22 protein-coding genes and 2 tRNA genes are annotated in these 23703 nt (G+C 53.7%); 13 read left to right on the top strand and 11 right to left on the bottom strand.

Annotated elements, in window-relative coordinates:
- Positions 1–167 precede the first annotated feature (167 nt).
- The 5 genes from BMZ81_RS04940 to BMZ81_RS04920 all read right to left on the bottom strand — a co-directional run bounded on the left by BMZ81_RS04940 (position 168) and on the right by BMZ81_RS04920 (position 2449).
- Complete coding sequence (locus tag BMZ81_RS04940) at positions 168–443, bottom strand: hypothetical protein (RefSeq protein ID WP_143072737.1); 276 nt, start codon at positions 441–443, stop codon at positions 168–170.
- Between the two features lie 43 nt (positions 444–486).
- On the bottom strand, positions 487–1080 hold the full coding sequence (locus tag BMZ81_RS04935) for a 4Fe-4S binding protein (RefSeq protein WP_091129333.1): 594 nt from the start codon (positions 1078–1080) through the stop codon (positions 487–489).
- On the bottom strand, positions 1077–1280 hold the full coding sequence (locus BMZ81_RS04930) for a 4Fe-4S binding protein (protein ID WP_091129330.1): 204 nt from the start codon (positions 1278–1280) through the stop codon (positions 1077–1079). Before BMZ81_RS04930 ends, BMZ81_RS04935 begins: the two co-directional genes overlap by 4 nt.
- Before the next feature lie 82 nt (positions 1281–1362).
- Positions 1363–2028, bottom strand: coding sequence for a Crp/Fnr family transcriptional regulator (locus BMZ81_RS04925; protein WP_091129328.1), 666 nt, complete (start codon positions 2026–2028; stop codon positions 1363–1365).
- A 336-nt stretch (positions 2029–2364) separates the two neighbouring features.
- Positions 2365–2449 (bottom strand) — tRNA-Leu (locus BMZ81_RS04920).
- A 163-nt stretch (positions 2450–2612) separates the two neighbouring features.
- On the opposite strand from BMZ81_RS04920, the gene BMZ81_RS04915 reads away from it, so the two are divergent.
- The 3 genes from BMZ81_RS04915 to BMZ81_RS04905 all read left to right on the top strand — a co-directional run bounded on the left by BMZ81_RS04915 (position 2613) and on the right by BMZ81_RS04905 (position 6801).
- Positions 2613–3461 (top strand): pyridoxamine kinase, encoded by an 849-nt coding sequence (locus BMZ81_RS04915; RefSeq protein ID WP_091129325.1) that lies wholly within the window; start codon positions 2613–2615, stop codon positions 3459–3461.
- Positions 3458–4651, top strand: a complete 1194-nt coding sequence (locus BMZ81_RS04910; protein WP_242942566.1) for an MFS transporter — start codon at positions 3458–3460, stop codon at positions 4649–4651. Before BMZ81_RS04915 ends, BMZ81_RS04910 begins: the two co-directional genes overlap by 4 nt.
- A gap of 101 nt (positions 4652–4752) precedes the next feature.
- A complete protein-coding gene (locus BMZ81_RS04905) occupies positions 4753–6801 on the top strand; it encodes a serine hydrolase domain-containing protein (RefSeq protein WP_091129322.1) in 2049 nt (682 codons plus the stop codon).
- Between the two features lie 37 nt (positions 6802–6838).
- Here BMZ81_RS04905 and BMZ81_RS04900 read toward each other — a convergent pair whose 3' ends face one another.
- The 4 genes from BMZ81_RS04900 to BMZ81_RS04885 all read right to left on the bottom strand — a co-directional run bounded on the left by BMZ81_RS04900 (position 6839) and on the right by BMZ81_RS04885 (position 10406).
- Positions 6839–7018 carry a hypothetical protein gene (locus BMZ81_RS04900; RefSeq protein ID WP_091129478.1) on the bottom strand — a complete coding sequence of 60 codons (180 nt, stop codon included), beginning with the start codon at positions 7016–7018 and terminating at the stop codon, positions 6839–6841.
- A 54-nt stretch (positions 7019–7072) separates the two neighbouring features.
- The gene (locus BMZ81_RS04895; RefSeq protein ID WP_091129319.1) at positions 7073–8032 is read right to left on the bottom strand and encodes a stalk domain-containing protein; all 960 of its coding nucleotides are present in this window, start codon (positions 8030–8032) and stop codon (positions 7073–7075) included.
- A 170-nt stretch (positions 8033–8202) separates the two neighbouring features.
- Positions 8203–10026, bottom strand: a complete 1824-nt coding sequence (gene typA, locus BMZ81_RS04890; protein WP_091129318.1) for a translational GTPase TypA — start codon at positions 10024–10026, stop codon at positions 8203–8205.
- A 59-nt stretch (positions 10027–10085) separates the two neighbouring features.
- Positions 10086–10406: a hypothetical protein gene (locus BMZ81_RS04885; RefSeq protein ID WP_143072736.1), complete on the bottom strand. Its 321-nt coding sequence runs from the start codon at positions 10404–10406 to the stop codon at positions 10086–10088.
- Here BMZ81_RS04885 and BMZ81_RS04880 point away from each other — a divergent pair.
- Positions 10384–11547: a phosphoglycerate dehydrogenase gene (locus BMZ81_RS04880; RefSeq protein WP_091129313.1), complete on the top strand. Its 1164-nt coding sequence runs from the start codon at positions 10384–10386 to the stop codon at positions 11545–11547. The two genes, BMZ81_RS04885 and BMZ81_RS04880, sit on opposite strands and share 23 nt — an antisense overlap.
- Positions 11548–11729: 182 nt before the next feature.
- Positions 11730–11806 (top strand) — tRNA-Arg (locus tag BMZ81_RS04875).
- Positions 11807–11936: 130 nt separating this feature from the next.
- Here the strand turns inward: BMZ81_RS04875 and BMZ81_RS04870 are convergent.
- Entirely contained in the window at positions 11937–13082 is a 1146-nt protein-coding gene (locus tag BMZ81_RS04870) for a CdaR family transcriptional regulator (RefSeq protein ID WP_177187204.1), read from the bottom strand.
- 167 nt (positions 13083–13249) lie between these two features.
- On the opposite strand from BMZ81_RS04870, the gene BMZ81_RS04865 reads away from it, so the two are divergent.
- Together BMZ81_RS04865 and BMZ81_RS04860 are read left to right on the top strand one after the other, a co-directional pair.
- On the top strand, positions 13250–14218 hold the full coding sequence (locus BMZ81_RS04865) for a D-2-hydroxyacid dehydrogenase (RefSeq protein WP_091129306.1): 969 nt from the start codon (positions 13250–13252) through the stop codon (positions 14216–14218).
- Positions 14219–14222: 4 nt separating this feature from the next.
- A complete protein-coding gene (locus BMZ81_RS04860; protein ID WP_091129304.1) occupies positions 14223–15371 on the top strand; it encodes a glycerate kinase family protein in 1149 nt (382 codons plus the stop codon).
- 90 nt (positions 15372–15461) lie between these two features.
- On the opposite strand, the gene BMZ81_RS04855 is transcribed toward BMZ81_RS04860, so the two are convergent.
- A complete protein-coding gene (locus BMZ81_RS04855) occupies positions 15462–17384 on the bottom strand; it encodes a sigma 54-interacting transcriptional regulator (RefSeq protein WP_091129301.1) in 1923 nt (640 codons plus the stop codon).
- Positions 17385–17836: 452 nt separating this feature from the next.
- Here BMZ81_RS04855 and BMZ81_RS04845 point away from each other — a divergent pair, with 452 nt between their 5' ends.
- From BMZ81_RS04845 to citF, 6 genes are all read left to right on the top strand, one after another.
- Positions 17837–18880, top strand: a complete 1044-nt coding sequence (locus tag BMZ81_RS04845) for a tripartite tricarboxylate transporter substrate binding protein (protein WP_091129296.1) — start codon at positions 17837–17839, stop codon at positions 18878–18880.
- A gap of 115 nt (positions 18881–18995) precedes the next feature.
- The gene (locus BMZ81_RS04840; protein ID WP_177187203.1) at positions 18996–19448 is read left to right on the top strand and encodes a tripartite tricarboxylate transporter TctB family protein; all 453 of its coding nucleotides are present in this window, start codon (positions 18996–18998) and stop codon (positions 19446–19448) included.
- A gap of 36 nt (positions 19449–19484) precedes the next feature.
- On the top strand, positions 19485–21014 hold the full coding sequence (locus tag BMZ81_RS04835) for a tripartite tricarboxylate transporter permease (RefSeq protein WP_091129290.1): 1530 nt from the start codon (positions 19485–19487) through the stop codon (positions 21012–21014).
- A gap of 44 nt (positions 21015–21058) precedes the next feature.
- Positions 21059–21337 (top strand): citrate lyase acyl carrier protein, encoded by a 279-nt coding sequence (gene citD / locus BMZ81_RS04830; RefSeq protein WP_091129288.1) that lies wholly within the window; start codon positions 21059–21061, stop codon positions 21335–21337.
- Positions 21334–22209 carry an HpcH/HpaI aldolase/citrate lyase family protein gene (locus BMZ81_RS04825; protein WP_091129285.1) on the top strand — a complete coding sequence of 292 codons (876 nt, stop codon included), beginning with the start codon at positions 21334–21336 and terminating at the stop codon, positions 22207–22209. Before citD ends, BMZ81_RS04825 begins: the two co-directional genes overlap by 4 nt.
- Positions 22206–23615 (top strand): citrate lyase subunit alpha, encoded by a 1410-nt coding sequence (gene citF, locus BMZ81_RS04820; RefSeq protein ID WP_091129283.1) that lies wholly within the window; start codon positions 22206–22208, stop codon positions 23613–23615. The genes BMZ81_RS04825 and citF overlap by 4 nt, the downstream gene beginning before the upstream one ends.
- Positions 23616–23703: the final 88 nt, after the last annotated feature.

The following is a 23703-nucleotide window of genomic DNA, read 5'->3' as shown; positions in this document are numbered from 1 at the left end:
AAGCGAAAGAATTCCACCTATTGGGCGGAATTCTTGAATGGACTTACCCAATGTGCCGTCATCTGGTCAGTCGTCTCCTGTTTGGTTGTAGACGTATTCTATTCTGTCTCCCAAACACCGGTCATCGAAAAAGAGCAGGGCGTATCCTAGCGCCCTGCCCTTGTTTATCAACCGGAATCCCGACACGCCCCGTGGCCTCGTCTCATCCCGTGTGTTCCCCAGCCGTGACCCTGGAAGTCGCAGACACCATCACCATCTGCGTCAACAAGGCCCTTTCTGATCCCACGGTTGTCACAGACACCGTCACCGTCTGCGTCCACATACGCCGGACAGGTGGCTGGCGCCGGCACCTCCGCCGCCAGAGCGGACGCTGTGCCAATACTCACCGCCACTGTAGCCACCGCCATCGCGGCAAGGAGCATTTTCTTGTATTGTTTCATCATACTTGCCTCCTTAATTGATTGGGTTTATCGTTCTATTACGCTATTACGCTGAATCTTTTTGTCCCCCGGCGTTTTTCAGTTTGCAAATTCCCTGCGTCATCGTCCCCATGGGGCAGAACGTACACCAGGTTCTGGGTCTGTACAGCACCATCACAACCAGGCCAATTAGGGCGGAGGTCAGCATCAAGCTGTAAAAGCCAAAGCTGAATTGGGCAACCCAGTCAGACACTGTGCCAGCAGCGTACGCCCACCCCCAGGGGACACGAAATGTCCAGAAGAGTTTGACGGCCTCCCGCAGCGTCCCCGCTCCAGCAGCCACCAAGTATGTCTGGAACACCATATTCCCGAACATCGTCAGGAAGAAAATCAAGAAACCGACGCGAAACCATTTGGCGGACATCCACTTCGGTGCGGGCCTGCCGCGGGAGAGCTTACATCCACTCCCCAGTCTATTGAACAACTGTCCCCGGCCGCAAAGGGAGTTGCAGAACGCTTTATCCCCCCGCACAACGGCAATGCCCAAGGGAAGGAGAAAATCAATCATCCCCAGCCATGCAAACAGGATGTTGAAAAAGCCGAGGAGAAAGTAAAGGAGAGCCCAGATCCACAGATAGTCATACCAGTGTTTTTCTCTCATGCCAGCACTCTCTCCTTCATCCGGATGCATCCTGCCGGGCAGATCTTGGCACACTTTCCACACCCGACGCAGAGCTCCAAATCGACAACAGACCAGCACCCCCGCCAGACGCTGACAGCGCCTTTCGGACATATCTTTTCGCAGGCACCGCAGGCCACACAGACCTGCTGATCTGGCTCCGCGTACCGTTTTGATACCATATCTACCGCCTCCCCGCAAAATATCCGTCGTTCTTACTTGCTTTCATCATACCAGGCAGACGCGGAGATGTCTGTGACAGAGTCACAAACAAGCCTGCAATTTTTCCCGGTCCAGAATAAGGACCTTGCCGCGCTCCAGCGCAAGGATCCCCTCTTGGGCAAAATACTTCAAGATCCGGGTGACAACCTCCCTGGCGCTGCCGATACAGCGGGCAATCTCGTCGTGGGTGTAAGAGAGGGACATCCTCCCAGTCTTTATCATCTCGTCCCATAAAAATGCCGCCACCCGCCGATCCGCACCGCAGAACAAAATTCGCTGCATCGTCCACATTACGTCAGAGAACCGTTCATTAGCAGTCTTAGCCAGAAACAAGTCCACATAGGGATTCCGTTCCATGACTTGGTGCAGGGCAGCAGAGGGGAGCAGCAGAGCCTCTGTCCGCTCCATGGCCTCAATCGCTACGTCAAAGGCAATAGAGTCCAAGAGGCACGACGCTGACAGCACGCAAATGTCTCCCGTATGCAGGCGGTAGAGTGTAACCTCCCTCCCCTCGTCTGAAACGATATAGATACGGATTTGACCGTTCTGGAGGAGAATTGCTCCCTGGCATCCCTCGTCAAAGCGGTTGATAATCTCGCCTTTGGCAAAGCTCTTAGTGAGGCAGCCTGTAGAGAACATCTCCCGGTCTTGTTCGGACAACTTCTCCCAAAAGGGAAGTGTAGCGGATAGAACCTGACTTGCGGTCATTTGTATCCTCTCCTCATTTCTCAAACTCAATTTTCAAAACAGGTCCAGCCAATATTTTTGAAACGCTTTTGCAAGACTTGAAATGTTCTTTAAAACAAATAGCTCGAACACCTTGCCAGCGGTAACAGGGTTCAAGCTATTTAGAGTTGGAAAGGTCGGTTAAAACCGATATTTTTGCCAGAAACGAAAAACAGCCGCCCGCAAAGCGGCCCACCAAATCGAAGCCCAGTGAATGCGGGTTCGATTTGGAAAGGAAGAGCAAGGGAGCTGGCGGATGACGTCTTTTTTGTCGTAGGTATAAAAAGACGTCGGAGCAAAGCGGACTTTGCTCCGACGTGGTGCGCCTGAAGGGACTCGAACCCACACGCATCGCTGCACGAGAACCTAAATCTCGCATGTCTACCAATTCCATCACAGGCGCATCTTTCATGGATACAATAAGACACAGTACATGAGTAGCAGAATCATGTGTCCATCGAACAAAGTTAAACTTAGTATACCATATTCCGCGCACTTGAACAATAGGAAAAACTACGGTACAATAAAGAAAATTCACTTGGAAATCATAGAAAAGAGGAGCCATTATGCCTACGCCCCGCGTTGCTGCCATCCATGATTTATCCGGATTTGGCCGTTGTTCCCTTACGGTTGCCATTCCCATTCTCTCTGCCATGGGAGTTCAATGCTGCCCTCTGCCAACGGCATTCCTTTCCACGCATACCGGCGGCTTTGAGGGCTTCACCTTTTTGGACATGACAGAGGAAATCCCAAAGGTCGCCGCTCACTGGAAATCTCTCAACCTGCAGTTTCAGTCGATCTACAGCGGTTTTCTTGGAAGCGTGCAGCAAATTGGCCTGGTGGAACATTTTTTGCAGGACTTCCGCGGCAGGGACACCATTGTTGTTGTGGACCCGGTAATGGGCGACCACGGTGAGATTTATCAGACTTATACGCCAGCCATGTGCACTGGAATGGCCCGCTTGGCAGCGTGTGCGGATGTCATCACCCCCAATCTGACGGAAGCAGCCCTTTTGCTGAATCTGCCATATACAGCCCTGCAGGAGGGGAAGACAGGTTACTGCGAAATCGTGGAAAGGCTGAGCATGGATGGGCGCCGTTCCGTGGTGCTCACCGGTGCTGTTCTCTCTCCGGAGCAGACTGGTGCCATGTGCTTTGATGCCAAAACAGGACGCTCCACTGCAGTGCAGACCTCCCGGATTCCCCGCGAGTTCCACGGAACTGGAGATGTATTTGCCAGCGTGCTCACCGGCGCACTGGTGCAGGGCGCCTCCCTTCCGGATGCCGCTGCCAAAGCCGTGGACTTCGTGCGTATCTGTGCGGAGCGGACCGCCCTGGAGAATCTTCCCATGCGGGAAGGTGTGGACTTTGAACCGCTTTTAGGCACCCTGACAGCAACAGGAGGTATCCGATGAAGGAGCTTCCCTCTCTGCGCCGGGTCAATGGGATGTATATTCTGGTGCAGTTGATTTATTGGTCGATGTTCGGTGCCTTTTCCGGGTTTCAGACCGCCCTTCTCTTGGGCCGCGGCTTTTCCAGCGGGGAGGCGGGAGTGTTTGCTGCGCTCCGCTGCCTATCCGGAATTCTGGCCCAACCTTTTTTGGGCGGCTGGGCAGATCGGAACCCACACGTTCCCTTAAAACGGATTCTGGGCACCTCCTTGATCGTTGCCTTGGCAGTCAACGTTATTTTTTATTGTACCCGTCCTGGTTTCGCTGGAACTGCCCTCATTTTCCTGGCGCTTGGCGTGGTCGAACTGAATACGTATCCTCTGGTGGATTCCATGGCAGTGCAGTTCATCAACACCGGCCTGCAGGTGAATTACAGTCTGGGCCGCGGCCTGGGTTCGTTTGCCTATGCGGTTATCTGCGTGGTGCTGGGCGGTCAGGCGGCCCGTTTCGGTGTGGAATCTGTTCTGCTGGTGCACGGGATGCTTCTGAGTCTGCTGATTATCGCCGTGGCTCTCTACCCTACTTTCCCGACGGAGCTTCTGCCCAAGCGTTCTCCCTGTGAAGCTCCGCATTCTGTTTGGTATCTGCTGCGCAGCAGCCGCTCTTTTTCTCTGATGCTGGCAGCTGCATTTTTTGGCATGACAGCAGTGATGCCCATCGTCAATTTTATGGTGAATATTGTAACAGATCGGGGGGGCAACTCCACTCATCTTGGAATTGCATTGTTTTTGATGGGGGCCTCTGAGCTTCCGGCGGCGCTTCTCTTTCCGCATTTGTGGCGGCGCCTTGGCAGCAAGGGTACGTTGTCTCTGGCGGTCTCTTTTATGGCGCTGAAGCCATTTCTGTTTTTACTGACTCCCTCCCTTGGATGGGTTCTTGCCGTACAGCCTATTCAGATGCTGGGGTATGGACTCTTTACCCCCTCTTCTGTCTACTATGCCAACGAAAGCGTCCCCATCGCAGACCGCGTCCGCGGGCAGACCGTGATGATGATTGCCTCCAATGGTCTTGGCGGCATGGTGGGGAATCTCCTGGCGGGCTATGCCATCGATTTGGGCGGGGTCAATGCGATGCTGGCGCTGTGTACCCTATGCGGCGGGTTGGGCATTGCCTTTGCCGCTGCCTCCATCCGCTGCAGCACGCAAAAAACTTGATTGCTATGAGCCTATTCTCATGGGAAATCCACGGATTCTTTCAGACAGCCTTCTAAAATTCCAGCCGGTCATTTCGCTGAAACCGGGAAGGGAGTAAATGGATGCACATATTAAAAAAGCGCTGGACTGCTTTTATTCTGGCCGTGCTTGTGGCTGCGAGTCTTTTGACACCCTCCTCGGCTGCGGGCGGGAGTGCTGTCGAGGCTGCCCTGGCTGCCTCCGGTGCCATGGAATACGGCGGTGCCGACAGCCTCCAATACGCCGTATGGCAAAACGGGGAGATTCTGCTCTCCGGTCACGTTGGAAATTACTCCCGGACGGAGAATCGTGCTCTGACAGGTGAGGAGTTGTACGGTATTGGATCCGTCAGCAAAATTTACACCACCGCCGCAGTAATGCAGCTGGTTGAGCAGGGCAAAGTTCTCTTGGATGCACCGGTCACGCAGTATCTTCCCAATTTCCGCATGAAGGACAGCCGATACAAAGACATCACCGTGCGGATGCTCCTGAACCACTCCTCCGGTCTAATGGGCTCCACCTTTGACAGTGCCCTGCTGTTTGACGACCCGGACCGTGGGGCCGCAGAGGGGCTGCTGGACCAGCTGGCCACACAGCGCCTGAAAGCAGATCCGGGCGCTTACAGCGTCTACTGTAATGACGGCTTCACCCTGGCAGAGTTGATGGTGGAGGCTGTTTCCCGTCAGAGTTTCCCAACCTATATGAATCAGCATATCCTGGAACCGCTGCATCTGGAGGATACCTTTTCTCCAAGTGACAAATTCGAGGAGAGCCGTCTGGCAAAAACCTATCAGGGAACCGATCCCCGCGCCCTTCCCAAAGACTGCCTGGGAGTTGTCGGTGCCGGAGGGTTGTATGCCACCGCTGCCGATTTGGCCGCTTTTGGCGGGGCCCTCACGGAATCCAGTTTGCTGCGCCAATCCTCGCTGGATGCAATGGCCGCTCCAGAGTATCAAACGGGTATTTGGCCGGAGGACGATCTGGATCAGCTGTCCTTTGGCCTTGGGTGGGACGCCGTGAATTGGTATCCTTTCTGCCAAAGCGGCATCACCGCTTTGGTGAAGGGCGGCGATACCCTTCGCTATCATGCCGGCCTGCTGGTGATTCCGGAATACAGCCTGTCTGTGGCAGTGGTGTCCTCCGGAGGCGTCTCCACTTATAATGAACTTGCCGCTGCCCGAATCGCGCTGTCCCTGCTGAAGGAGCAGGGTATTCCGGTGGACGAAACGGTTCCGGAACTTCCGGCTGCCGAACCAGCTGTGATGCCGGAATCATTGCTGGGGAAAGCCGGATATTATGCCTCCACTTCCGCACAGTATCAGATTCAGCTCTCCGCAGAAGGGACAATGTCTCTGCGGTATCTGAATGCTTCTGACGTCCCCGTACAGGTTCTCTCCTACTATAATGACGGCTCTTTCCGGAATACCGCTGGAACCGTCCTTCTCAAGCTGGTGCCAGAGCGCAATGGACAACTTTATTTGTACCAGAAGGGATTCACACAGCTGCCCGGCCTTGGCATTCTGCCAACCTCCAACTACGCGGCCGTGATGGTTCCGGAGAATACGCCCTCTCCCGAGGCGTTGGCTGCCTGGAATGCCGCTGCGGCCCAGAGCTTTGTCCCGCTGCATGAGAAGTATAGCTCTCAAGTGTATCTTAGTCTCGCCACTTCTGCCGCCGCCCCGCAGCCAGAGCACATTCCAGGCTATGTGGGTGCTGCCCGAATTGTTGACAGCACCACAGCTCTGTATGAACTGCAGCTGCCCGGCACAGGCGGACGGGATGGCCAGGATTTGCATCTTTCCACGCAGGGACAGGCCGCTTGGATGGAGGCCAATCACACCGCCTATCTGTCCGTATCGGGTATCCCCAATCTGTTTGCAGGCACCGGTTGGTCCTACACCACCATTCCCTCAGACGGCTGTGCCCGCTGGTACCGGACAGGCGCGGCCGCCGGGAAAATCATGACGGTTCAGCTTCCAGAAAGCGGTGGCTTCTGGGTTTATAATGCCAACTGGCAGTTGGTTGCCTCCTCGGTTTTGTGGAATGACTCCAGCATTCCTTTGCCGGCAGATGGTTATGTTGTCTTCGCCGGTCATTCCGGTGCCCGGTTTCACCTGCGGTTCACCGCATAAATTGCGTAAAAAAGGGAGCGGCAGATGCCGCTCCCTTTTACATATCCGCTGTCAGATAATCCACCAAGGTCTGCATTTCCGCCTTGGACCGGACAGCATGCGCGCTGTCAATTACAGATTGCCGTTCCGCCTCCGAAAGGGCAGCAAACCTCTGCAGCGCTCCCGGATGCTGGGCAAGTGCCATCCCAAGTCCCAAGGGCAGTTCCTGTTCTTCCATATTGATCACCTCTGCCCTCCAGTGTGCGCAGAACGGCGGACGTTATGTAAATGCTTATCCCACCCGGAACAGATTCAGAAGGGACATCAGGCAGGATTCAGGCAGATATGTGGTTCCATCTTCAAACATGCAGATCCCATAGGGTGCCTCCTCGCCGTCGGGCAGCACAGCCTCCTGGCCCGGCAGCGCCGTAAAGACCGTCTTCCCGTTTTCCTTCACAACAGCCCCATTGCCGTTCTCCCAGGAGACCTCCAACCCAAGCACCTCAGCCGTGGCTCGTATGGGAAGCATTACAATCCCATCGCTGTCCGTCTTAATCGATGCGTCCAGCATCTGCCCATTGACAATCGGGCGCCCGTTTTCCGTCTGTTCCGCATAGCCCCGGTAGGCATAGGGGAACACCATGACCCGCTGCGGATTTCCCTGTGCATCGCTCCAGACCATAAATTCCGTACCGGGAACCAGATCCTCCAGTCTTACGATGTTCTTTGTTAAATAGGGGACGATCTCTGCATCATCCGTGATGGTCAGTGTCTTGCCGCTGGTGGCGGTCAATGTCACCTGTGTCAGCGGAGGCACGGGATAGATGGCAATTACAGCCTGCGGCTGGAGCTCTGCTGCTTGGTAATACTGGGGAACCGCATAGTCCGCAGGGATATTTCCAACCACCACAGCAGCAGTGGCCTGGGGCGGCAGGCTCATGGTCATAGCCGGCCCCACCCATGCATAGACAATATCCCCATCCTGAATTGCCGTTTTTTCCATTGGAAGGCCGGACACGGCATCCATCAGAATCGTGTCGTCACTCACATGGACAATGATCTCCTGATTGGGGTCGCTTTCATTGCTGTTCTTCAGGAACAGGCTTCCGTTTTCAGTCCAGGTTACAGTTCCCCAGACCTGAACCGGTCCAAGACGGGCAGGGGACGTCTCTTCCGCGGCAGCCGCACCGACAGCACACAGCATGGCGGCGCACAGTACCAGAGAAAACAATTTTACAAGAGTCTTTTTCATAATACGCCATCCTTTCGGTAAGTTGTTTATACAGACGCAGGAACACGCAAAAAGTTCCTCAAACGCCCAAGTATTTCCACGGTATTGGGGAGCAGAAAAAGCAGCGGCAGGATTTTATGCCTGCCGCTGCTGAATACGGTCCTATCTATACCTTCTGTTCCAAGAAACTTTTATTTTTTCCCGTGAAGGGCCTTCATACGCTTTTCGTGATCCAGGATGGATTTGCGCATCCGCAGGCTCTTGGGTGTGACCTCCAACAGTTCGTCATCTGCCAGGAACTCCAGGCATTGCTCCAGGCTCATCTGCTTGGGAGGCACCAACCGCAGGGCCTCATCCGATCCGCTGGCCCGGGTGTTGGTCAGCTGCTTCTTTTTGCAGACGTTCACCGTCATATCCTCGCTGCGGGGGCTGACGCCGATGACCATGCCGCCGTAAACCGGCACGCCGGCGCCGATAAACAGGGTTCCGCGCTCCTGGGCATTGAACAAACCATAGGTAATGGACTCGCCGGTTTCAAAAGAAATCATCGAGCCCGTACCGCGGCGGGAGATATCACCCTTATAAGGAGCATAGGAATCAAAGACCGAGGCCATAATACCCTCGCCCTTGGTATCCGTGAGGAAATCGTTGCGATAGCCGAAGAGGCCCCGTGCCGGAATCAGGAACTCCACCTTCATACGCTCGCCCACCGGCGTCATCTCCACCATATCAGCCTTTCGCTGCCCCAGTTTTTCAATGACGGATCCGACGCAGTCAGCCGGCACGTCCACCACCAAACGCTCGATGGGCTCGCACCGCTTTCCGTCAATTTCCTTGTACAGAACGCGGGCGGGAGATACCTGAAACTCATATCCCTCCCGGCGCATGGTTTCAATGAGGATAGACAAAGACATTTCGCCGCGGCCCGCCACATTGAACGCCGTATCCCGATCCGTCTCCGTAACCCGCAGGGACACATCCTTCAGCGTCTCCCGGTACAGCCGCTCCCGCAGTTGACGGGAGGTGACAAACTTGCCCTCCCGGCCGGCAAAGGGTGAGTCATTGACAGAGAAGGTCATCTCCAGCGTGGGAGCGCTGATCTTCACAAACGGCAGCGCCTCCACAGCAGACGGTGCACAGATGGTATCGCCGATGGTGATATCAGGGATGCCGCTCATGGCAATAATATTACCCGCAGTAGACTCTGTCACCGCCTTCCGGCTGAGGCCCTCAAATTCATAAATAGCCGTAGCCTTGGCCTTGCGGAGCACCGCCTCCGGATCGTGGTAATTGCACACGGCAATCTCCTGGTTCTGCTTCAGGGTTCCCCGCTCAATGCGGCCGATGGCAATCCGTCCCACAAACTCATTGTAATCAATGGAACTGACCAGCATCTGGAACGGCTGATCCACGTCTGCCTCCGGAGCAGGGATATACTCCAGAATCGTTTCAAACAGCGGCTTCAGATCCGTCCCCACCACGTCGGGGGAGTAGGAAGCGGTGCCCTGGCGCCCAGAGCAAAACAGCATGGGGCTGTCCAGCTGCTCAGGCGTGGCATCCAAATCCATCAGAAGCTCCAGCACCTCGTCAATGACTTCGTGAATCCGCTGATCCGGCCGGTCAATCTTGTTGACCACCACGATGACCCGGTGCCCCAGCTCCAGCGCCTTGGACAGCACAAAACGGGTTTGCGGCATCGGCCCCTCGGCGGCATCCACCAGCAGAATGACGCCGTTGACCATCTTCAAAATTCGCTCTACCTCTCCGCCAAAGTCAGCATGGCCCGGGGTATCCACAATATTAATCTTTGTATCGCCATACTGGATGGCGGTATTTTTGGCCAGAATGGTAATGCCCCGCTCCCGCTCCAGATCACCGGAGTCCATCACGCGCTCCACAGTCTCCTGGTTTTCCCGATAGACGCCGCCCTGCTTGAGCATCTCATCCACCAGCGTCGTTTTGCCGTGGTCAACGTGGGCGATAATGGCAACGTTTCTCAAATGTTCATTCTGCATACTTCCATACTCCTTCTGTGCGGCGGTGCCGCAGGGGGCTCCCGCTCCGGTCCGGCGACTCAATTCTTTACACACGGTATTATATTATATTCTGCCTTTTTCGGTATTTCAATAGAAATCTCAACATTTTTTTGATATTTCCAAGATGTTTTCTCTTTTAAATCGTCCGCCAAAAAAGTAATACCTTTTTCCACAAAGAAACCTTTTGCCAGCTGTCTTTTTTCGCCGTTTCGCGTATTGACGCCCCGCTTTTTTCTTTTTATGATAGACATTGCTGCGGAGTGAAGCGGCGCCAGCGCCGCACGTTCCTCCGCAAGTATTGTGGTCCGCTGGGACCACCCCAGGAGGCAATTTGCCATGTATCGCGTAAAAACATTCAACAAAATTTCTCCCGTTGGATTGAATCGTCTGGATCCGGAGCTTTATACCGTCTCCGATTCTGAAACCAAAGAGGATGCCATTCTGGTCCGCTCTGCAAAGCTTTTGGACTATGCGTTCCCCGAGAACCTGTTGGCCATCTCCCGGGCGGGTGCGGGTGTCAACAACATTCCCCTGGAGCGCTGCTCAGAAGCAGGAATCGCTGTATTCAACACGCCCGGAGCCAATGCCAATGCTGTAAAGGAGCTTGTGCTGTGCGCCATGCTGATGGGTTCCCGGGATGTGGACGGTTCCATTCAATGGGTCCGCCAGCAGGTAGCCGCCGGCGTGGATGTCACCACTGTGGTGGAAAAGGGAAAGGCCGCCTTCATTGGTCCGGAGCTTTATAAAAAGACGCTTGGCGTCATCGGTTTGGGAGCTATCGGTTCGCTGGTCGCCAACATCGCCCTTTCCATGGGTATGGATGTCTATGGGTACGATCCCTTTCTATCCGTGGACGCTGCTCTGCGGTTGGACCGCCACATTCATGTGGTGAAGGATATCAACGAGCTCTATAAGCGGGCGGACTATATTACCATTCACATTCACTTTACGGATAAGACCAAACAGATGATTGATGCAAAAGCCATCGCCGCCATGAAGCGCGGCGTCCGGTTCATCAACCTGGCCCGCGGAGAAATTGTGGATGACGACGCCATGCTGGCGGCTCTGGACACCGGCTGGGTGGCCGCTTATATCACCGACTTTCCCAACAATCGCCTGGTGCAGGCCCCGCATGTGATTGCCATGCCGCACCTGGGAGCCTCTACGCCGGAAAGTGAGCAAAACTGCGCCGTGATGGCTGTGGATGAGCTGCGGGACTATCTGGAGAACGGCAACATCCGCAACTCCGTGAATCTCCCAGCGGTCAGCCAGGAGCGTAGCGGCATCTGCCGGCTGTGCCTCATTCACAGAAATGTACCGGCCATGCTGGCAGGTATCACCACACTGCTCTCTCGCGACAGCGTCAATGTGGAAAACATGAGCAACAAATCCAAAGGAGATTACGCCTATACCATTGTCGATCTTGGCGCACAGCCGGAGGCCTCTGTGGTAGAGGAACTGGCCGCGCTCCCCAATGTCATTCGTCTCCGGGTCATTTGATTTTCAAACCGGGCCGCTGTCAAATGCGGCGGCCCGGTTTCATGATTGACAGCCGGGGCAGAAACAGGTAAAATAAAAGTTGTCCATTTCACCGGCCTGCAGCTGCGGTGCAGGTTCAGGAATGCTTTATCAGTGTTTTTTCCTCTGTTTCACCTTCTCCCAAAATTCAATATCATATGCATGCCCCGGTAGCTCAGTTGTATAGAGCGGTCGCCTCCTAAGCGACAGGCCACCAGTTAGAGTCTGGTCCGGGGTGCCAAAAGGGGCTGAAAATTAATTTTCAGCCCCTTTTTATGCTGTAAAAGCAGGCCTTGCATCATGATATCATGCATACGCAGGCGGCGAAAGCCGGGCTTTATGTGCTCCGCACTCTAACAGGCCACGGAGCTTTAAGGATCCAAATCCGCATATGCAGCCAAATACAGCAGCACTGCATCCTTTGGTATCCGGAGATCATATCCCGTTTTTTTCCTCAGGCAGTCCATTCGGTACTGGAAGGTATTGCGATGAACAAAACTGGCATCGGCACAACGCTGGATACTTCCGCCGCAGTCAAAGTACAGGCGAATGGTATGAAGCAGTTCTTTCCGCTCATCCTCTTGGCAGGCAGCAAATACCAGACGCCGCAAATCCTCTGTGATGGGCCGGGGGATGCTTTGCATGATAAATTCCAGGGATACCTCGTCATAAAACAACACGCTGCTTTGGGCTGACTGTACCGCAATGGCGCTGGCCGTCTGTGCCTCCAAATAGCAGCGCCGGATATCTGCCGGACTCTGTGAGACACTGCTGATTCCACCGGCCACCTGCGTGGAATAATAGCTCTCAATGTCCTGGCAGATCTTCCCGATCATGGAAGCACTCTCCGAGCGGCTGCTCCGGTGCAGCAATACAATAATGCGATTTCGAATGACTGCACAACAATGGTTCCGGTTTGTCCGAAGGTGCCTTTGAATCATTTGCAAAATCAGGCTGCTCTGCATCTCCTCCATTCTGTCAGCGCGGTCATGATCTGTCCGGATGGCCTTTGCCGGCTGCAGAATCGCAATTGTATAAGGCTCCGCAATATCAATCCCCAGCAGGCGTCCACGGACCTCCAGCTCTGGCCAGTCAGGCTGGTCGGTAAATAGCCAATTCTCCATAAACAAGCCCTTGGCCCGATCCATCAGATCGGAGTTCTCCTTTTGCCGAACACTTTCCAGCATAATTTCTGTCATACGTTTGATAATGTCGCCAAAAATGGAAACCTCATCAGGATTTCCCGTGATTCCGATGACGCCGGCCAATTCATTATCAATCACAATCGGCAAGTTGATCCCAGCCTGGACGCCATGAGCTGGATTATCCTCTCTGACTGTCAGACATGGCAACCTCCTTTCAATCAACTCTGCAGCCCCCTGATGCAGCTGCCCGCATCGTGTAGGATTGGTGCTGGCAATGATCACTCCCTCCTGATTCATAATGTTCATATCCCGGTGAATCGATCCCTTCATCTCATTTACGATGCTCTGCGCATGTTGCCGGTTAATCCGCATGTTCTCTCTCCCTTTGTCCGCAGAAAATTTCAAATTTGTCATATTTACAAATATTATACGCTATTTTTTGTAACAATGCCAGCCAAAACTCTGCTATATATAAAATTAGAGTGAGACATTCCACCGCATTTGGTAATATGCACAATTTAAATGATGGAGGTAGTCAAATGAAAATCGTAATTCTGGACGGTTACACAGAGAATCCCGGTGATCTAAGTTGGAGCGGATTGGAGGAACTGGGCGATCTGAAGGTCTATAGCCGGACCTCATTGACGAATGAGGATGAAATCATTGCGCGCATTGGCGATGCAGAGGCTGTCTATACCAATAAAACTCCTATCAGCCGCCGGGTGATTGATGCCTGCCCCAGCATGAAATTCATCAGTATGCTGGCCACCGGTTACAACGTGGTGGATGTGGCGTATGCCAAGGAAAAAGGAATTCCCGTGACGAATGTTCCGGTCTACGGAACCCACTCCGTCAGTCAATTTGCCATTGCACTTTTGCTGGAGGTCTGCCACCACATCGGCCATCATGATCGGACCGTCCACGAGGGCAAGTGGGAGAACTGCGCCGATTGGTGCTACTGGGATTATCCCCTTATTGAGCTGGCTGGCAAGACCTATGGCCTTCTGGGCTGCGGCAATATCGGCATTCACACCGCCGAGATTGCCAAGGCGCTTGGAATGCGGGTCATTACTTATGATGGCAAAGAAACAGAGGCCGCCCACAAACTGGGCGTGGAATACGTTTCTCTGGAGGAACTCTTCACCCAGTCCGATGTTTTAGGGCTGCAGATGCCTCTCTTCCCCTTCAATACCGGCATCATCAACAAGGAGAACATTGCCAAGATGAAGGACGGCGTCATCATCATTAATAACAGCCGCGGACAGATGGTGGTGGAGCAGGATTTGGCAGACGCTCTGAATTCGGGCAAAGTCGCTGCTGCCGGCCTGGACGTGGTTTCCACGGAGCCCATCCGGGGCGACAACCCGTTGCTGAAGGCCAAAAACTGCATTATTACGCCACATATCTCCTGGGGTCCCAAGGAGAGTCGCCAGCGAATTATGGACTGCGCTGTGGAAAATTTGAAGGCATATTTGGCCGGCAGCCCCATCAACGTGGTCAATCCGTAAATCTATGAAGAAGTGCATCATCGTCTCGGATTCCTTCAAGGGCACTTTGTCCAGTCAGGAAATTTGTTCCATTGCAAAAGACAGCTTCCGCAAGCTTATCCCCAGCTGTGAGGTTGTCACCATTCCGGTAGCTGACGGCGGCGAGGGAACGGTTGCCTGCTTCCGGGAAGCGTGCCACGGAACGGAGGTCACCATCCCGGTCCAGGGGCCTTATGGGGAAACCATGCGTGCCACCTACCTGCAGCTGGAGGGGAAGCAGGCAGTCATTGAAATGGCATCTTCCGCAGGGCTTCCGCTGGTGGGGGATCAGAAGAACCCCTGTGATACCAGCACTTATGGCGTTGGTCAGCAGATTCGTCATGCGGTGGAGCATGGAAACACCCGCATTCTGCTGGGACTGGGCGGCAGCTGTACCAACGATGGGGGATGTGGTTGTGCCGCCGCCTTGGGCGTACGTTTTCTGGATACAGAGGGGCACTCCTTTATCCCTGTTGGCAACAGCTTACATCGCATTGCCAAAATTGATCTGCGGGAATCTGACCGATTCCTCCGTGGTGTTCAGTTAACCGCCATGTGTGATATTGACAACCCGCTTCATGGTCCCACCGGTGCGGCCTATGTCTTCGGCCCCCAGAAGGGAGCCGACAAAACAATGGTGGAATTTCTGGACTTTCAGCTGCTGGTGTTTGATAATATCATCCAGAAAGAACTGGGTCTTTCCGTTGCAAATATTCCTGGTGCCGGCGCCGCCGGCGGATTTGGCGCTGGTATGATGGCCTTTCTTCATGCAACGCTGAAGCCCGGCATCGAAGCTGTATTGGACTTGGTACAGTTTGACACGCTTCTTCAAAACTGCAATCTGGTCATCACCGGAGAAGGCCGTCTGGATAGTCAAAGTATTCGCGGCAAGGTCATCAGCGGTGTGGGGAAGCGCGCTCAGCAGCACGGGGTTCCAGTCGTTGCCATTGTTGGCGGCATCACACCTGAAACCGAGTCCATCTGCGAAATGCCTGAGATGGGCATCAGCGCGGTTTTTCCCATCAACCGGCAGGCAATCCCCTTCTCCGAATCCCAGTTTCACAGCCGTGAAAACTATCGATACACCTTTGAAAGCGTTCTGCGATTGCTGAATATTGCAGAGCACAGCAAATGAATTGACTGGCAGCATCCGTCAATATGAAATCTTCCTTTCTTTTGAAAAGGCCTTGGAAATACTCTAGTATTTCCAAGGCCTTTTCCATGTTTAAAGCACCGCTTCTGCCGTATCTCCCAGAAAGCCATATTGTTTCATTTTACGCCAAAGAGTAGAACGGCTCATGCCCAGCCTTGCAGCTGCCTCCTCCCTGCTTCCAGTGGCCTGCAGCGCCGCCTGAATCCGTTCCCGTTCCGGCATTTTCTCCGCCATCGTTCCTGCCGTTCTTTCTGCCGGATAATTCCTGGATGGAAAAATACTGTCCGCCAAAACTGTTTCAATATCGCATCCATCCGTATACAGTACCATAAAGCGTTCCGCCACATTGCGCAGTTCCCGGATATTTCCAAGCCATCTGTAATTTTGCAGCAGGGCCTGCGCCCGTCCCGTGAGATGTGGCAGCGTCTTTTCAAACTTCACTGCATAGGCCCGCAGGAATGACAGGAATATCGGCACGATATCCTCTGTCCGCTGGCGGAGGGGCGGGACGAACAGGCAGAGCACATTCAGCCGGAAATAAAGGTCCCTGCGGAATTTATTTTGGTCAATCATCGCCTCCAGGTTCTGGTTTGTGGCGGCAATGATGCGCACGTCCACCGGAATGACCTTATCATCCCCGATCCGCCGGATCTCCTGCTCCTGGAGTACCCGCAGCAGCTTTCCTTGAAAGGAATACGGCAATTCGGCGATCTCGTCCAGAAACAGTGTTCCATTGTGGGCCAGTTCGAATAAACCCCGTTTTCCTTCCTTTGCCGATCCGGTAAATGCGCCGCCGATGTAACCAAACATCTCACTTTCCAGAAGGTGTTCCGGAATTGCAGCGCAGTTGACAGCAATGAACGGACGGTTGGATCGGCGGCTGGCTACATGGATGCTCTGCGCAAACAGCTCTTTCCCGGTCCCGGTTTCTCCATAAATCAACACATTGGAATCCACAGCCGCAAATTCCTTTGCGCTTTCAATCAAATGTTTCATCTGTACGCTTCTATAAATAATGTCGTCAAACTGGTACCGCGTCACCATACCTTTGGCAAACAGCTTTTTTCGAATCTGGTTCTCCATCTCCTGAATGCTGCTGATATCATGGCAGTCAATAAATACACTGTCCACCGTTCCATCTATAATGGTTGGAACAATGTTTGCCATGTAAATCTTCCCGGCCCGACGAAAAATCTCATTTTCGGCAGGCTGCTGTGTCCGCAGCACCTTGGAAAAGCTTTCAATAAACTCCGGCAGGAACTGGCTGTATGATTTTCCCACAATCTCATCTGTGTCCGCACGAAGCAATATTTCCACAAACCGGTTGCAGCTGCTGATAACTCCGTCTGCATTCATGAGGAGAAACCCCTCGCTAGAGTTGTCGATAATCGTTTGGAGCGTCTGTGTCTTCACTCGTTCCTGCCGCTGAATCCGTACGGTCTGCACCGCGTCGTTCACCGCATGATAAAGCGTTTCCGGATTGGTCAGGGAGTTGTAATTATTTACATGCAGGCTTTTGGCACAGCGGCAGGCTGTGCCTCCACCGATAATCGTATCGTTTCCATTTTGCAGGGCGGCATGAACAATTGCCGGGATGTCTACATCCGGCCCATTCATCGTGTAAATATCGATGGGAATATCGCAGATTTTTTGAATCGTCTCAGAGGAAATTGCCAAGCTCGGATGTCCAATAATTGCAATTTTCTTGGAGTGAAACTTCTCCCGGCAGGCCTGAATCGCGTTGATGGCATCCGCACTGGTAAAATTGATTTTAATTACCGGGACTTCTGTCTGTTCAGCGGCGATGACATCTGCGGAATATCCCCGCGCGACAATTACATCGCAGGGCCAGTCCCGCTTGTAGTTATGCAGATCGATGTACATGTAAAGTACACATTTATATTCAATTTTCTCTTCACACGGGAAATTGTCAATCAGCTTGGCAACCTCCTGCTCCATCTCCTGATAGGGAATAATAAACAGAATTCGAATCAACTTGTGCCGCCGCCCTTCTGTACGTGTTCTTGCTGTCGTACTTAAGGTACTACAAATATAAAAAACATGTCAACAGTTCCTTTGGCAAAATGTTTTATTTTCGTTTCATATTTCTCGTTTTTTGTCTCACTGAATCACCGCAAGCAAACGCCCATCACATTCTGTGAGATTTTTCCATTCCATTCGGCAGTTTTTTGTAGAAAACAGAAAAACGAATTTGACAAAATAGGCAACTTTGCCAAAAAAAAAGTCATTTTGATGTTCTTTCGGCTTCGGCACGGATTTTGCTGATATGATAGATGTGAGGCTTTTCACAAAGTCGTGTCCGCTCTCACAGTGCGGCGGCATTTCTATTGGGATATTCGGATACCAGTTGTTTTGCAGTTCTTCCGGAATCCAGATATCCCATTTGAAATGTCTCCAGATTTCTGAATTTTTAGGAGGAACTCAACATGAAAAGAAACAGACTCATCGCTCTTGCATTGCTGTTTGCTCTGTGCCTGTCCCTGACCGCCTGCGGCGACAGCAAGCAAGAATCCGCTCCGGCAGATAAACCTTCCACCGAGCAGCAGGCAGAAACCCCCGATTCCACCACCGTCGACTTTCCCACCAAACCCATCACTCTGGTCATTCCCTGGGCCGCCGGCAGCTCCGGTGATAACGGTGCCCGGATCCTGATGCCCTATGTAGAGGAGGAACTGGGCGGTGCCTCCATTACGGTTGTCAACAATCCCGGTGCCAGCGGCTGGCTGGGATGGGATGAGGTTGCCGCAGCCGATCCGGATGGCTATACCATTTCTCTTCTGACGCTGCCTTCCTTTTATGGCGGCTATATGAACCCCGCCAATAACCGCACCACCAACTTGGATAATTTCACCATGATTGCCAACCAGGTTAGTGACTGGGCCACGCTGTACTGCCAGCCCGGTGAGACCCGCTGGACTGACTTCAACAGCATGATCGAATATGCCAAGACCAATGAGCTGGTGATCGGTGCCTCCGGCGTGGACTCCGATGACAACATGATGGTCGAGCGCATGAAGGAACTGCATCCCGATATCAAGCTCTCCACCGTTCAGGGTAAGAGCTCCGGCGAGGTTAAGCCGATGCTGCTGGGCGGCCACATTGATCTCTGGATGGCCAATGTAGGCGACGGTGCCACACAGGTGAAAAACGGTGAGTTGTCCGCTCTCTGTGTATTTGCTCCCGAAGCCTGCGATATGCTTCCCGACGTTCCCACCTACAATGAACTTACTGGCAACAACCTGGTCGCTGGTTCCGACCGCGGCTACTTCATGCCTGCCGGCGGCGACCCAGAAGTCGTCAAAATCCTGCAGGATGCCTTTGAGAAAGCCATCAACAATCCCGAGCACATCGCCGCCATGACCGATCTCGGCATCAATGTCAACTACATGAATGGCGACGACCTGTTGGCCTATGCAAAGGATACCGAAAAGGTCATTGAGAAACTGAAGCCCGTCCTTGGTTGGCAGTAACTTGCTTCCCGGCATAACTGGCATAATTTTCATGAACCAGTGAGCTCCCGGCATCTGGCTTCCCTGCTGCATGCAGCGGGGAAGCCAGATGAAAGGTAAAGGAGAACGAACCAATATGAACAAAAAAAGAATTATCCATCAGGATGTCTATATCAGTGTACTTCTGATGATCCTTGGCGTATATCTCTTCTACTTGACTACGAAAATGATGCCCGAGGCGGCGCGGTTTCCCCGCATGGCCCTCGGTGTGTTTATGATATTGATGGTCTGGACCTTTGTTGACGGTGTGCGCAAGAGCATTGCGGCCACAAATGTACAGGAAAAGAAGGATATCCGGCTCTTGAAGTGGGAACAGAACAAAATGCCTTTCGCGCTCTTCGTCATCACTGTCGCTTACGCAATTGGCTTGGATTTTCTCGGTTTTTTTACTGCGACCGCGATCTTTATTCCGGTTGTTATGCTGTTTTTCCGGTGTCGTAACATCAAACTGATTGCCGGGGTTACTATCGGCACCCTGCTTTTCGTCTACCTAATGTTTGTAGTTTTTCTGCACGCAGCTTTGCCCTGAGCAGCCAGTCCGTTTGAAGAAAAGGAGCATCGTTTTATGAGTGTTATTGCAAACGCCTTTATGGCGCTGCTACAGCCGGAGGTCCTGCTGGCCATGATAGTTGGCATTTTGGGCGGTATGATCATCGGCATCCTGCCGGGTCTTGGCGGAACCATCGCCGCAGCCTTGATGATGCCGTTGACCTATACGCTTTCCCCCACGGCCGCTCTCGTCATGCTGACCACAATTTACACCTCTGCAGTTTACGGCGGATCCTTTACTGCCATTTTACTGCACACGCCGGGTACCACCGCCTCTGCGGCAACTGCCCTGGACGGCTATGAGCTGACCAAACAGGGAAAGGGGTTGGAGGCCATCGGCATCGCAACCTTTGGATCCATTTGTGGCGGCTTTTTCAGCGGCGTCATGCTGCTGATGATTGCCCCGTCCCTTTCCAAAGTCGCTTTGATGTTCAGTTCCTCGGAATACTTTCTGATTGCAATCTTCGGTCTGACCATCATCGGCAGCCTGGTTAAGGACGCCCCCATCAAAGGTCTGGCCTCCGGCGCCTTTGGCCTTTTAATCTCCACGGTCGGTATGGATGCCATGACCGGCCAGCTTCGCTTCACCTTCGGGAAGGCGTGGCTGCATTCCGGCATTACCATCGTCCCAACCATGATCGGTCTTTTCGCCATTTCTCAGGTCTTAATTTTGGCCGAGGACTGGGCCAAGGCCAATGAAAAAATGTTTGAAGATTCAGATGGAAATCTGAATCACGGTATGGTGGAGTCCATGAAGCGCATGGTTCCCTCCGGTAAGACCATGCTGCAGCTGCTTCCCAACGCCATCCGTTCCAGCATCATCGGCCTGCTCATCGGCATCATGCCCGGCGCAGGCGGCGACGTGGCCTGCTGGGTGGCCTATGACTCTGCCAAGCGCGTATCCAAAAATCCGGACGAGTTTGGAAGGGGCAGCATTGCCGGTGTGTGTGCTTCAGAGGCTTCCAACAACGCCGTCACCGGCGGCAGCTTCATTCCGCTGTTTACACTGGGTGTCCCCGGCAGTTCCACAGCTGCAGTAATTCTAGGCGGTATGATGATCCACGGCTTGATTCCCGGCAACAGCCTCTTCACCGATCAAGCCGATAAGGTTTATCCTATCATGATTGGCTTTATGATTGCGAATATTCTGATGGGTATTGTAGGCATTTTAATTGGGCCTTCCCTGACCCGCCTGGCGGGAGTACCCATCAGCAGCCTGGCTCCCATTTTGATCGTGCTTTGCATGATTGGCGCTTATACTGCCAACGGCAATATGTACGACGTATACATTGCGCTGGCATTCGGCATTATCGGCTACTTAATGCGCCGCACCGGCTTCACACCGACCCCCATTGTGCTGGCGGTAATTCTGGGCGGTATGGCGGAAAATGGATTCTCCCAGTCTTTGGTCATGGCCCGGGGAGATGTTATCGGCTACTATTTGTCTCGTCCCATCAGCTGTGTGCTGCTGGTTTTGACAGTTGTCGCCCTGCTGTGGCCCGTGTTCCAGTGGGCAAAGGGTAAAGCCAAGGCCGCCAAAGTCTAGTGTTCTGCAACCAAAACTTTATAGATGAGCAGGTGAACGTAATTATGAAAATAAAAAAAGAAGCGTCGGCGGGAACGGCAACCAAAAACGACGCACTCATCACCATCAGCCCCCGGGACGGGGAGGGGATTGAGGTGGAGCTGAAAAGTATCGTCAAGGTTCAGTTCGGCGATCAGCTGATTGCGGCGGCAAAGGGCATGGCCCAGGAGATGGGCGTGACCTCCGCCCTTATCAAAATTGAGGACAAGGGCGCTCTGGACTATGTCATCCGCGCCAGGGTGGAAGCGGCTGTCCTCCGCGCACAGGGAGGTGCTGACGAATGAGACGTACCATGCTCTTCATGCCCGGCTCCAAGCCCGGCAACCTGCTCAACGGCGATGTCTACGGCGCCGACAGCATCATCATCGACCTGGAGGATGCCGTGGCCCTGGCGGAGAAGGACTCCGCCCGTATCCTCACCAAGCACGCCATGCGCACCTTCCACTATGACTGTGAGCTGATCATCCGCATCAACTCCCTGACCACGCCCTTCTGGCAGGCAGATCTCGACGCCGTCATCCCGGAAAAGCCGGACGTCATCATGCCTACCAAAATCTATACCGCCGATGACATCCGCACCATTGACGCCTATATCACGGAAATCGAAAAGGCCCACGGCATGGAAGCAGGCGGCGTGAAGCTGCTTCCTCTCCTGGAAACCGCCGCCTCCATTGAGCATGCTTTTGAAATCGCAACCGCCAGCCCCCGCATGGTGGGCCTGTACCTGGGCGCCATGGATTTGGCCCTGGATATGAAGGCCACCCGCACCCACGAGGGATACGACATTGCCTACGCCCGTTCCCGCCTGGTGATTGCCGCCCGGGCCGCCGGCATCGATGCCCTGGACACCCCCTATACCTGGGATATCCACGACAACGACGGCCTGGCGGAGGAGACCCGCATGGTGAAAAACATGGGCTTTAATGGCAAGGCCTGTATTTATCCCGGCCAGGTGGAGGTTGTCAACGACATTTTCTCCCCCACCAAGGAGCGCTACGAGTGGGCACTGGCCATCGTGAAGGGCGCCGAAGAGGCTGAGGCGCAGGGCAAGGGCGTTGTCGCGGTCAACGGAGAGCTGGTAGACGGCCCTGTGATCATCATCGCCCGGAACACCGTGGCGGAATACGAAAAAATAAATGGGGTGCATCGTTCATGAAAGGAAAACTTGTCGCTTCAATTGAAGAAGCCATCCGCCTGTGCGGACTGAAGGACGGCATGACCGTATCCTTCCATCACCATCTGCGGGACGGCGACCAGGTGCTTCCCATGGTCATGGCAAAGATTGAGGAGCTGGGCTTTCATGACATCACCGTCAGCGCCAGCTCCATCCACGGCTCCCATGGCTGCCTTGCGGACATGATTAAAAGCAAGGTAGTCACGGGCATTGACACGAACTTCATTCACAAGTGCGTGGGCACCACTATTTCCGAGGGGTATCTGGAAACACCCGCCATTTTCCGCACCCACGGCAACCGCCCCCACGCGCTGGCCACCGGCGAGGCCCACATCGACATTGCTTTCATCGCCGCCTCTGCGGCGGACTGCCAGGGCAACATGAATGGTGTGGACGGTCCCTCCGCCTTTGGTCCCATGGGCTACGCCTTTGCTGACGCCCAGTTTGCCGACAAGGTGGTTGTCATCACCGACTATCTGGTGGACTATCCGCTGACCCCCATCTCCATCGACGAGCGGTACGTAGACTATGTGGTAAAGGTAGACTCCATCGGAGATACCTCCGGCATCGCCTCTGGTATCACTACCATCAGCAAGGATCCCATCGGACTAAAAATTGCCAAGACAGCTGTTCAGGTTTTTGAAAACTCCGGTTATTTTGAGGATGGTTTTGTCTATCAAACCGGCGGCGGCAGAACCTCCCTGGCGACAACCAAATTTTTAAAAGAGGCTATGGATCGCAGAGGTGTTCACGGTGCCTGCATTCTGGGTGGCATCAACGGCCTGTTCATCGACCTTCTGGAACAAGGCTATTTCAACAAAATTGTCGATACCCAGTGCTTTGATTTGAAAGCAGTTGAATCCCTGAAGAATGATGTGCGGCATCAGGAGATCGCCTGCGGCCACTATGCGGACATGTGCGCGAAGAGCTGCGTGGCTGCCCATTTGACCACTGTCATGCTGGGTGCTACAGAGATTGACACAGAGTTCAACGTCAATATCCACACCGATTCCAACGGCCTCATTATGGGCGGCAGCGGCGGACATACCGACATTGCCTATGGCGCCAAGCTGACAGTGATTGTAACACCCTTGCTGCGCCAGCGCCGGGCAGCCGTACTAGATCGTGTGGGCACCAAGTCCACGATGGGCGATACTATCGATGTGCTGGTCACCCAGCGGGGCATTGCCGTCAATCCGAAACACCAGGGGCTTCGGGAGCGGCTGCTGGATGCCGGTCTCCCGGTGAAGGACATCCATGAGCTGCGTAAGATGGCCCGGGATCTGACCGGCGAGCCCAAGCCCGTTGCCTTTACCGACAAGGTTGTCGCCAAGGTCTATGGTTACGACGGAAAGCTGAACGATGTGATTTATCAGTCAAAAGGCTGACCCCTCTCCGGCGATATCAAGGGCGATAAGATCCTCCGCCAACTTCTGCAAAAGCCCGATTTTTACGTAAGAAGAGGGAGTGGACAGA

The organism is Oscillibacter sp. PC13 (assembly GCF_900115635.1).
GTDB lineage: Bacteria > Bacillota > Clostridia > Oscillospirales > Oscillospiraceae > Oscillibacter.
The sequence above is the reverse complement of the archived record's forward strand: the minus strand, read 5'-3'. Positions and strand labels throughout refer to the sequence as shown.

Coding starts and splice junctions, on each gene's coding strand:
- BMZ81_RS04925 (WP_091129328.1), bottom strand. CDS start 2,028: ATGACCGCAAGTCAGGTTCTATCCGCTACACTTCCCTTTTGGGAGAAG.
- BMZ81_RS04905 (WP_091129322.1), top strand. CDS start 4,753: ATGCACATATTAAAAAAGCGCTGGACTGCTTTTATTCTGGCCGTGCTT.
- BMZ81_RS04845 (WP_091129296.1), top strand. CDS start 17,837: ATGAAAAGAAACAGACTCATCGCTCTTGCATTGCTGTTTGCTCTGTGC.
- BMZ81_RS04910 (WP_242942566.1), top strand. CDS start 3,458: ATGAAGGAGCTTCCCTCTCTGCGCCGGGTCAATGGGATGTATATTCTG.
- BMZ81_RS04930 (WP_091129330.1), bottom strand. CDS start 1,280: ATGGTATCAAAACGGTACGCGGAGCCAGATCAGCAGGTCTGTGTGGCC.
- BMZ81_RS04880 (WP_091129313.1), top strand. CDS start 10,384: ATGTATCGCGTAAAAACATTCAACAAAATTTCTCCCGTTGGATTGAAT.
- BMZ81_RS04940 (WP_143072737.1), bottom strand. CDS start 443: ATGATGAAACAATACAAGAAAATGCTCCTTGCCGCGATGGCGGTGGCT.
- BMZ81_RS04860 (WP_091129304.1), top strand. CDS start 14,223: ATGAAGAAGTGCATCATCGTCTCGGATTCCTTCAAGGGCACTTTGTCC.
- BMZ81_RS04935 (WP_091129333.1), bottom strand. CDS start 1,080: ATGAGAGAAAAACACTGGTATGACTATCTGTGGATCTGGGCTCTCCTT.
- BMZ81_RS04900 (WP_091129478.1), bottom strand. CDS start 7,018: ATGGAAGAACAGGAACTGCCCTTGGGACTTGGGATGGCACTTGCCCAG.
- BMZ81_RS04825 (WP_091129285.1), top strand. CDS start 21,334: ATGAGACGTACCATGCTCTTCATGCCCGGCTCCAAGCCCGGCAACCTG.
- citF (WP_091129283.1), top strand. CDS start 22,206: ATGAAAGGAAAACTTGTCGCTTCAATTGAAGAAGCCATCCGCCTGTGC.
- BMZ81_RS04870 (WP_177187204.1), bottom strand. CDS start 13,082: ATGCGGATTAACCGGCAACATGCGCAGAGCATCGTAAATGAGATGAAG.
- citD (WP_091129288.1), top strand. CDS start 21,059: ATGAAAATAAAAAAAGAAGCGTCGGCGGGAACGGCAACCAAAAACGAC.
- BMZ81_RS04840 (WP_177187203.1), top strand. CDS start 18,996: ATGAACAAAAAAAGAATTATCCATCAGGATGTCTATATCAGTGTACTT.
- BMZ81_RS04835 (WP_091129290.1), top strand. CDS start 19,485: ATGAGTGTTATTGCAAACGCCTTTATGGCGCTGCTACAGCCGGAGGTC.
- BMZ81_RS04865 (WP_091129306.1), top strand. CDS start 13,250: ATGAAAATCGTAATTCTGGACGGTTACACAGAGAATCCCGGTGATCTA.
- typA (WP_091129318.1), bottom strand. CDS start 10,026: ATGCAGAATGAACATTTGAGAAACGTTGCCATTATCGCCCACGTTGAC.
- BMZ81_RS04895 (WP_091129319.1), bottom strand. CDS start 8,032: ATGAAAAAGACTCTTGTAAAATTGTTTTCTCTGGTACTGTGCGCCGCC.
- BMZ81_RS04915 (WP_091129325.1), top strand. CDS start 2,613: ATGCCTACGCCCCGCGTTGCTGCCATCCATGATTTATCCGGATTTGGC.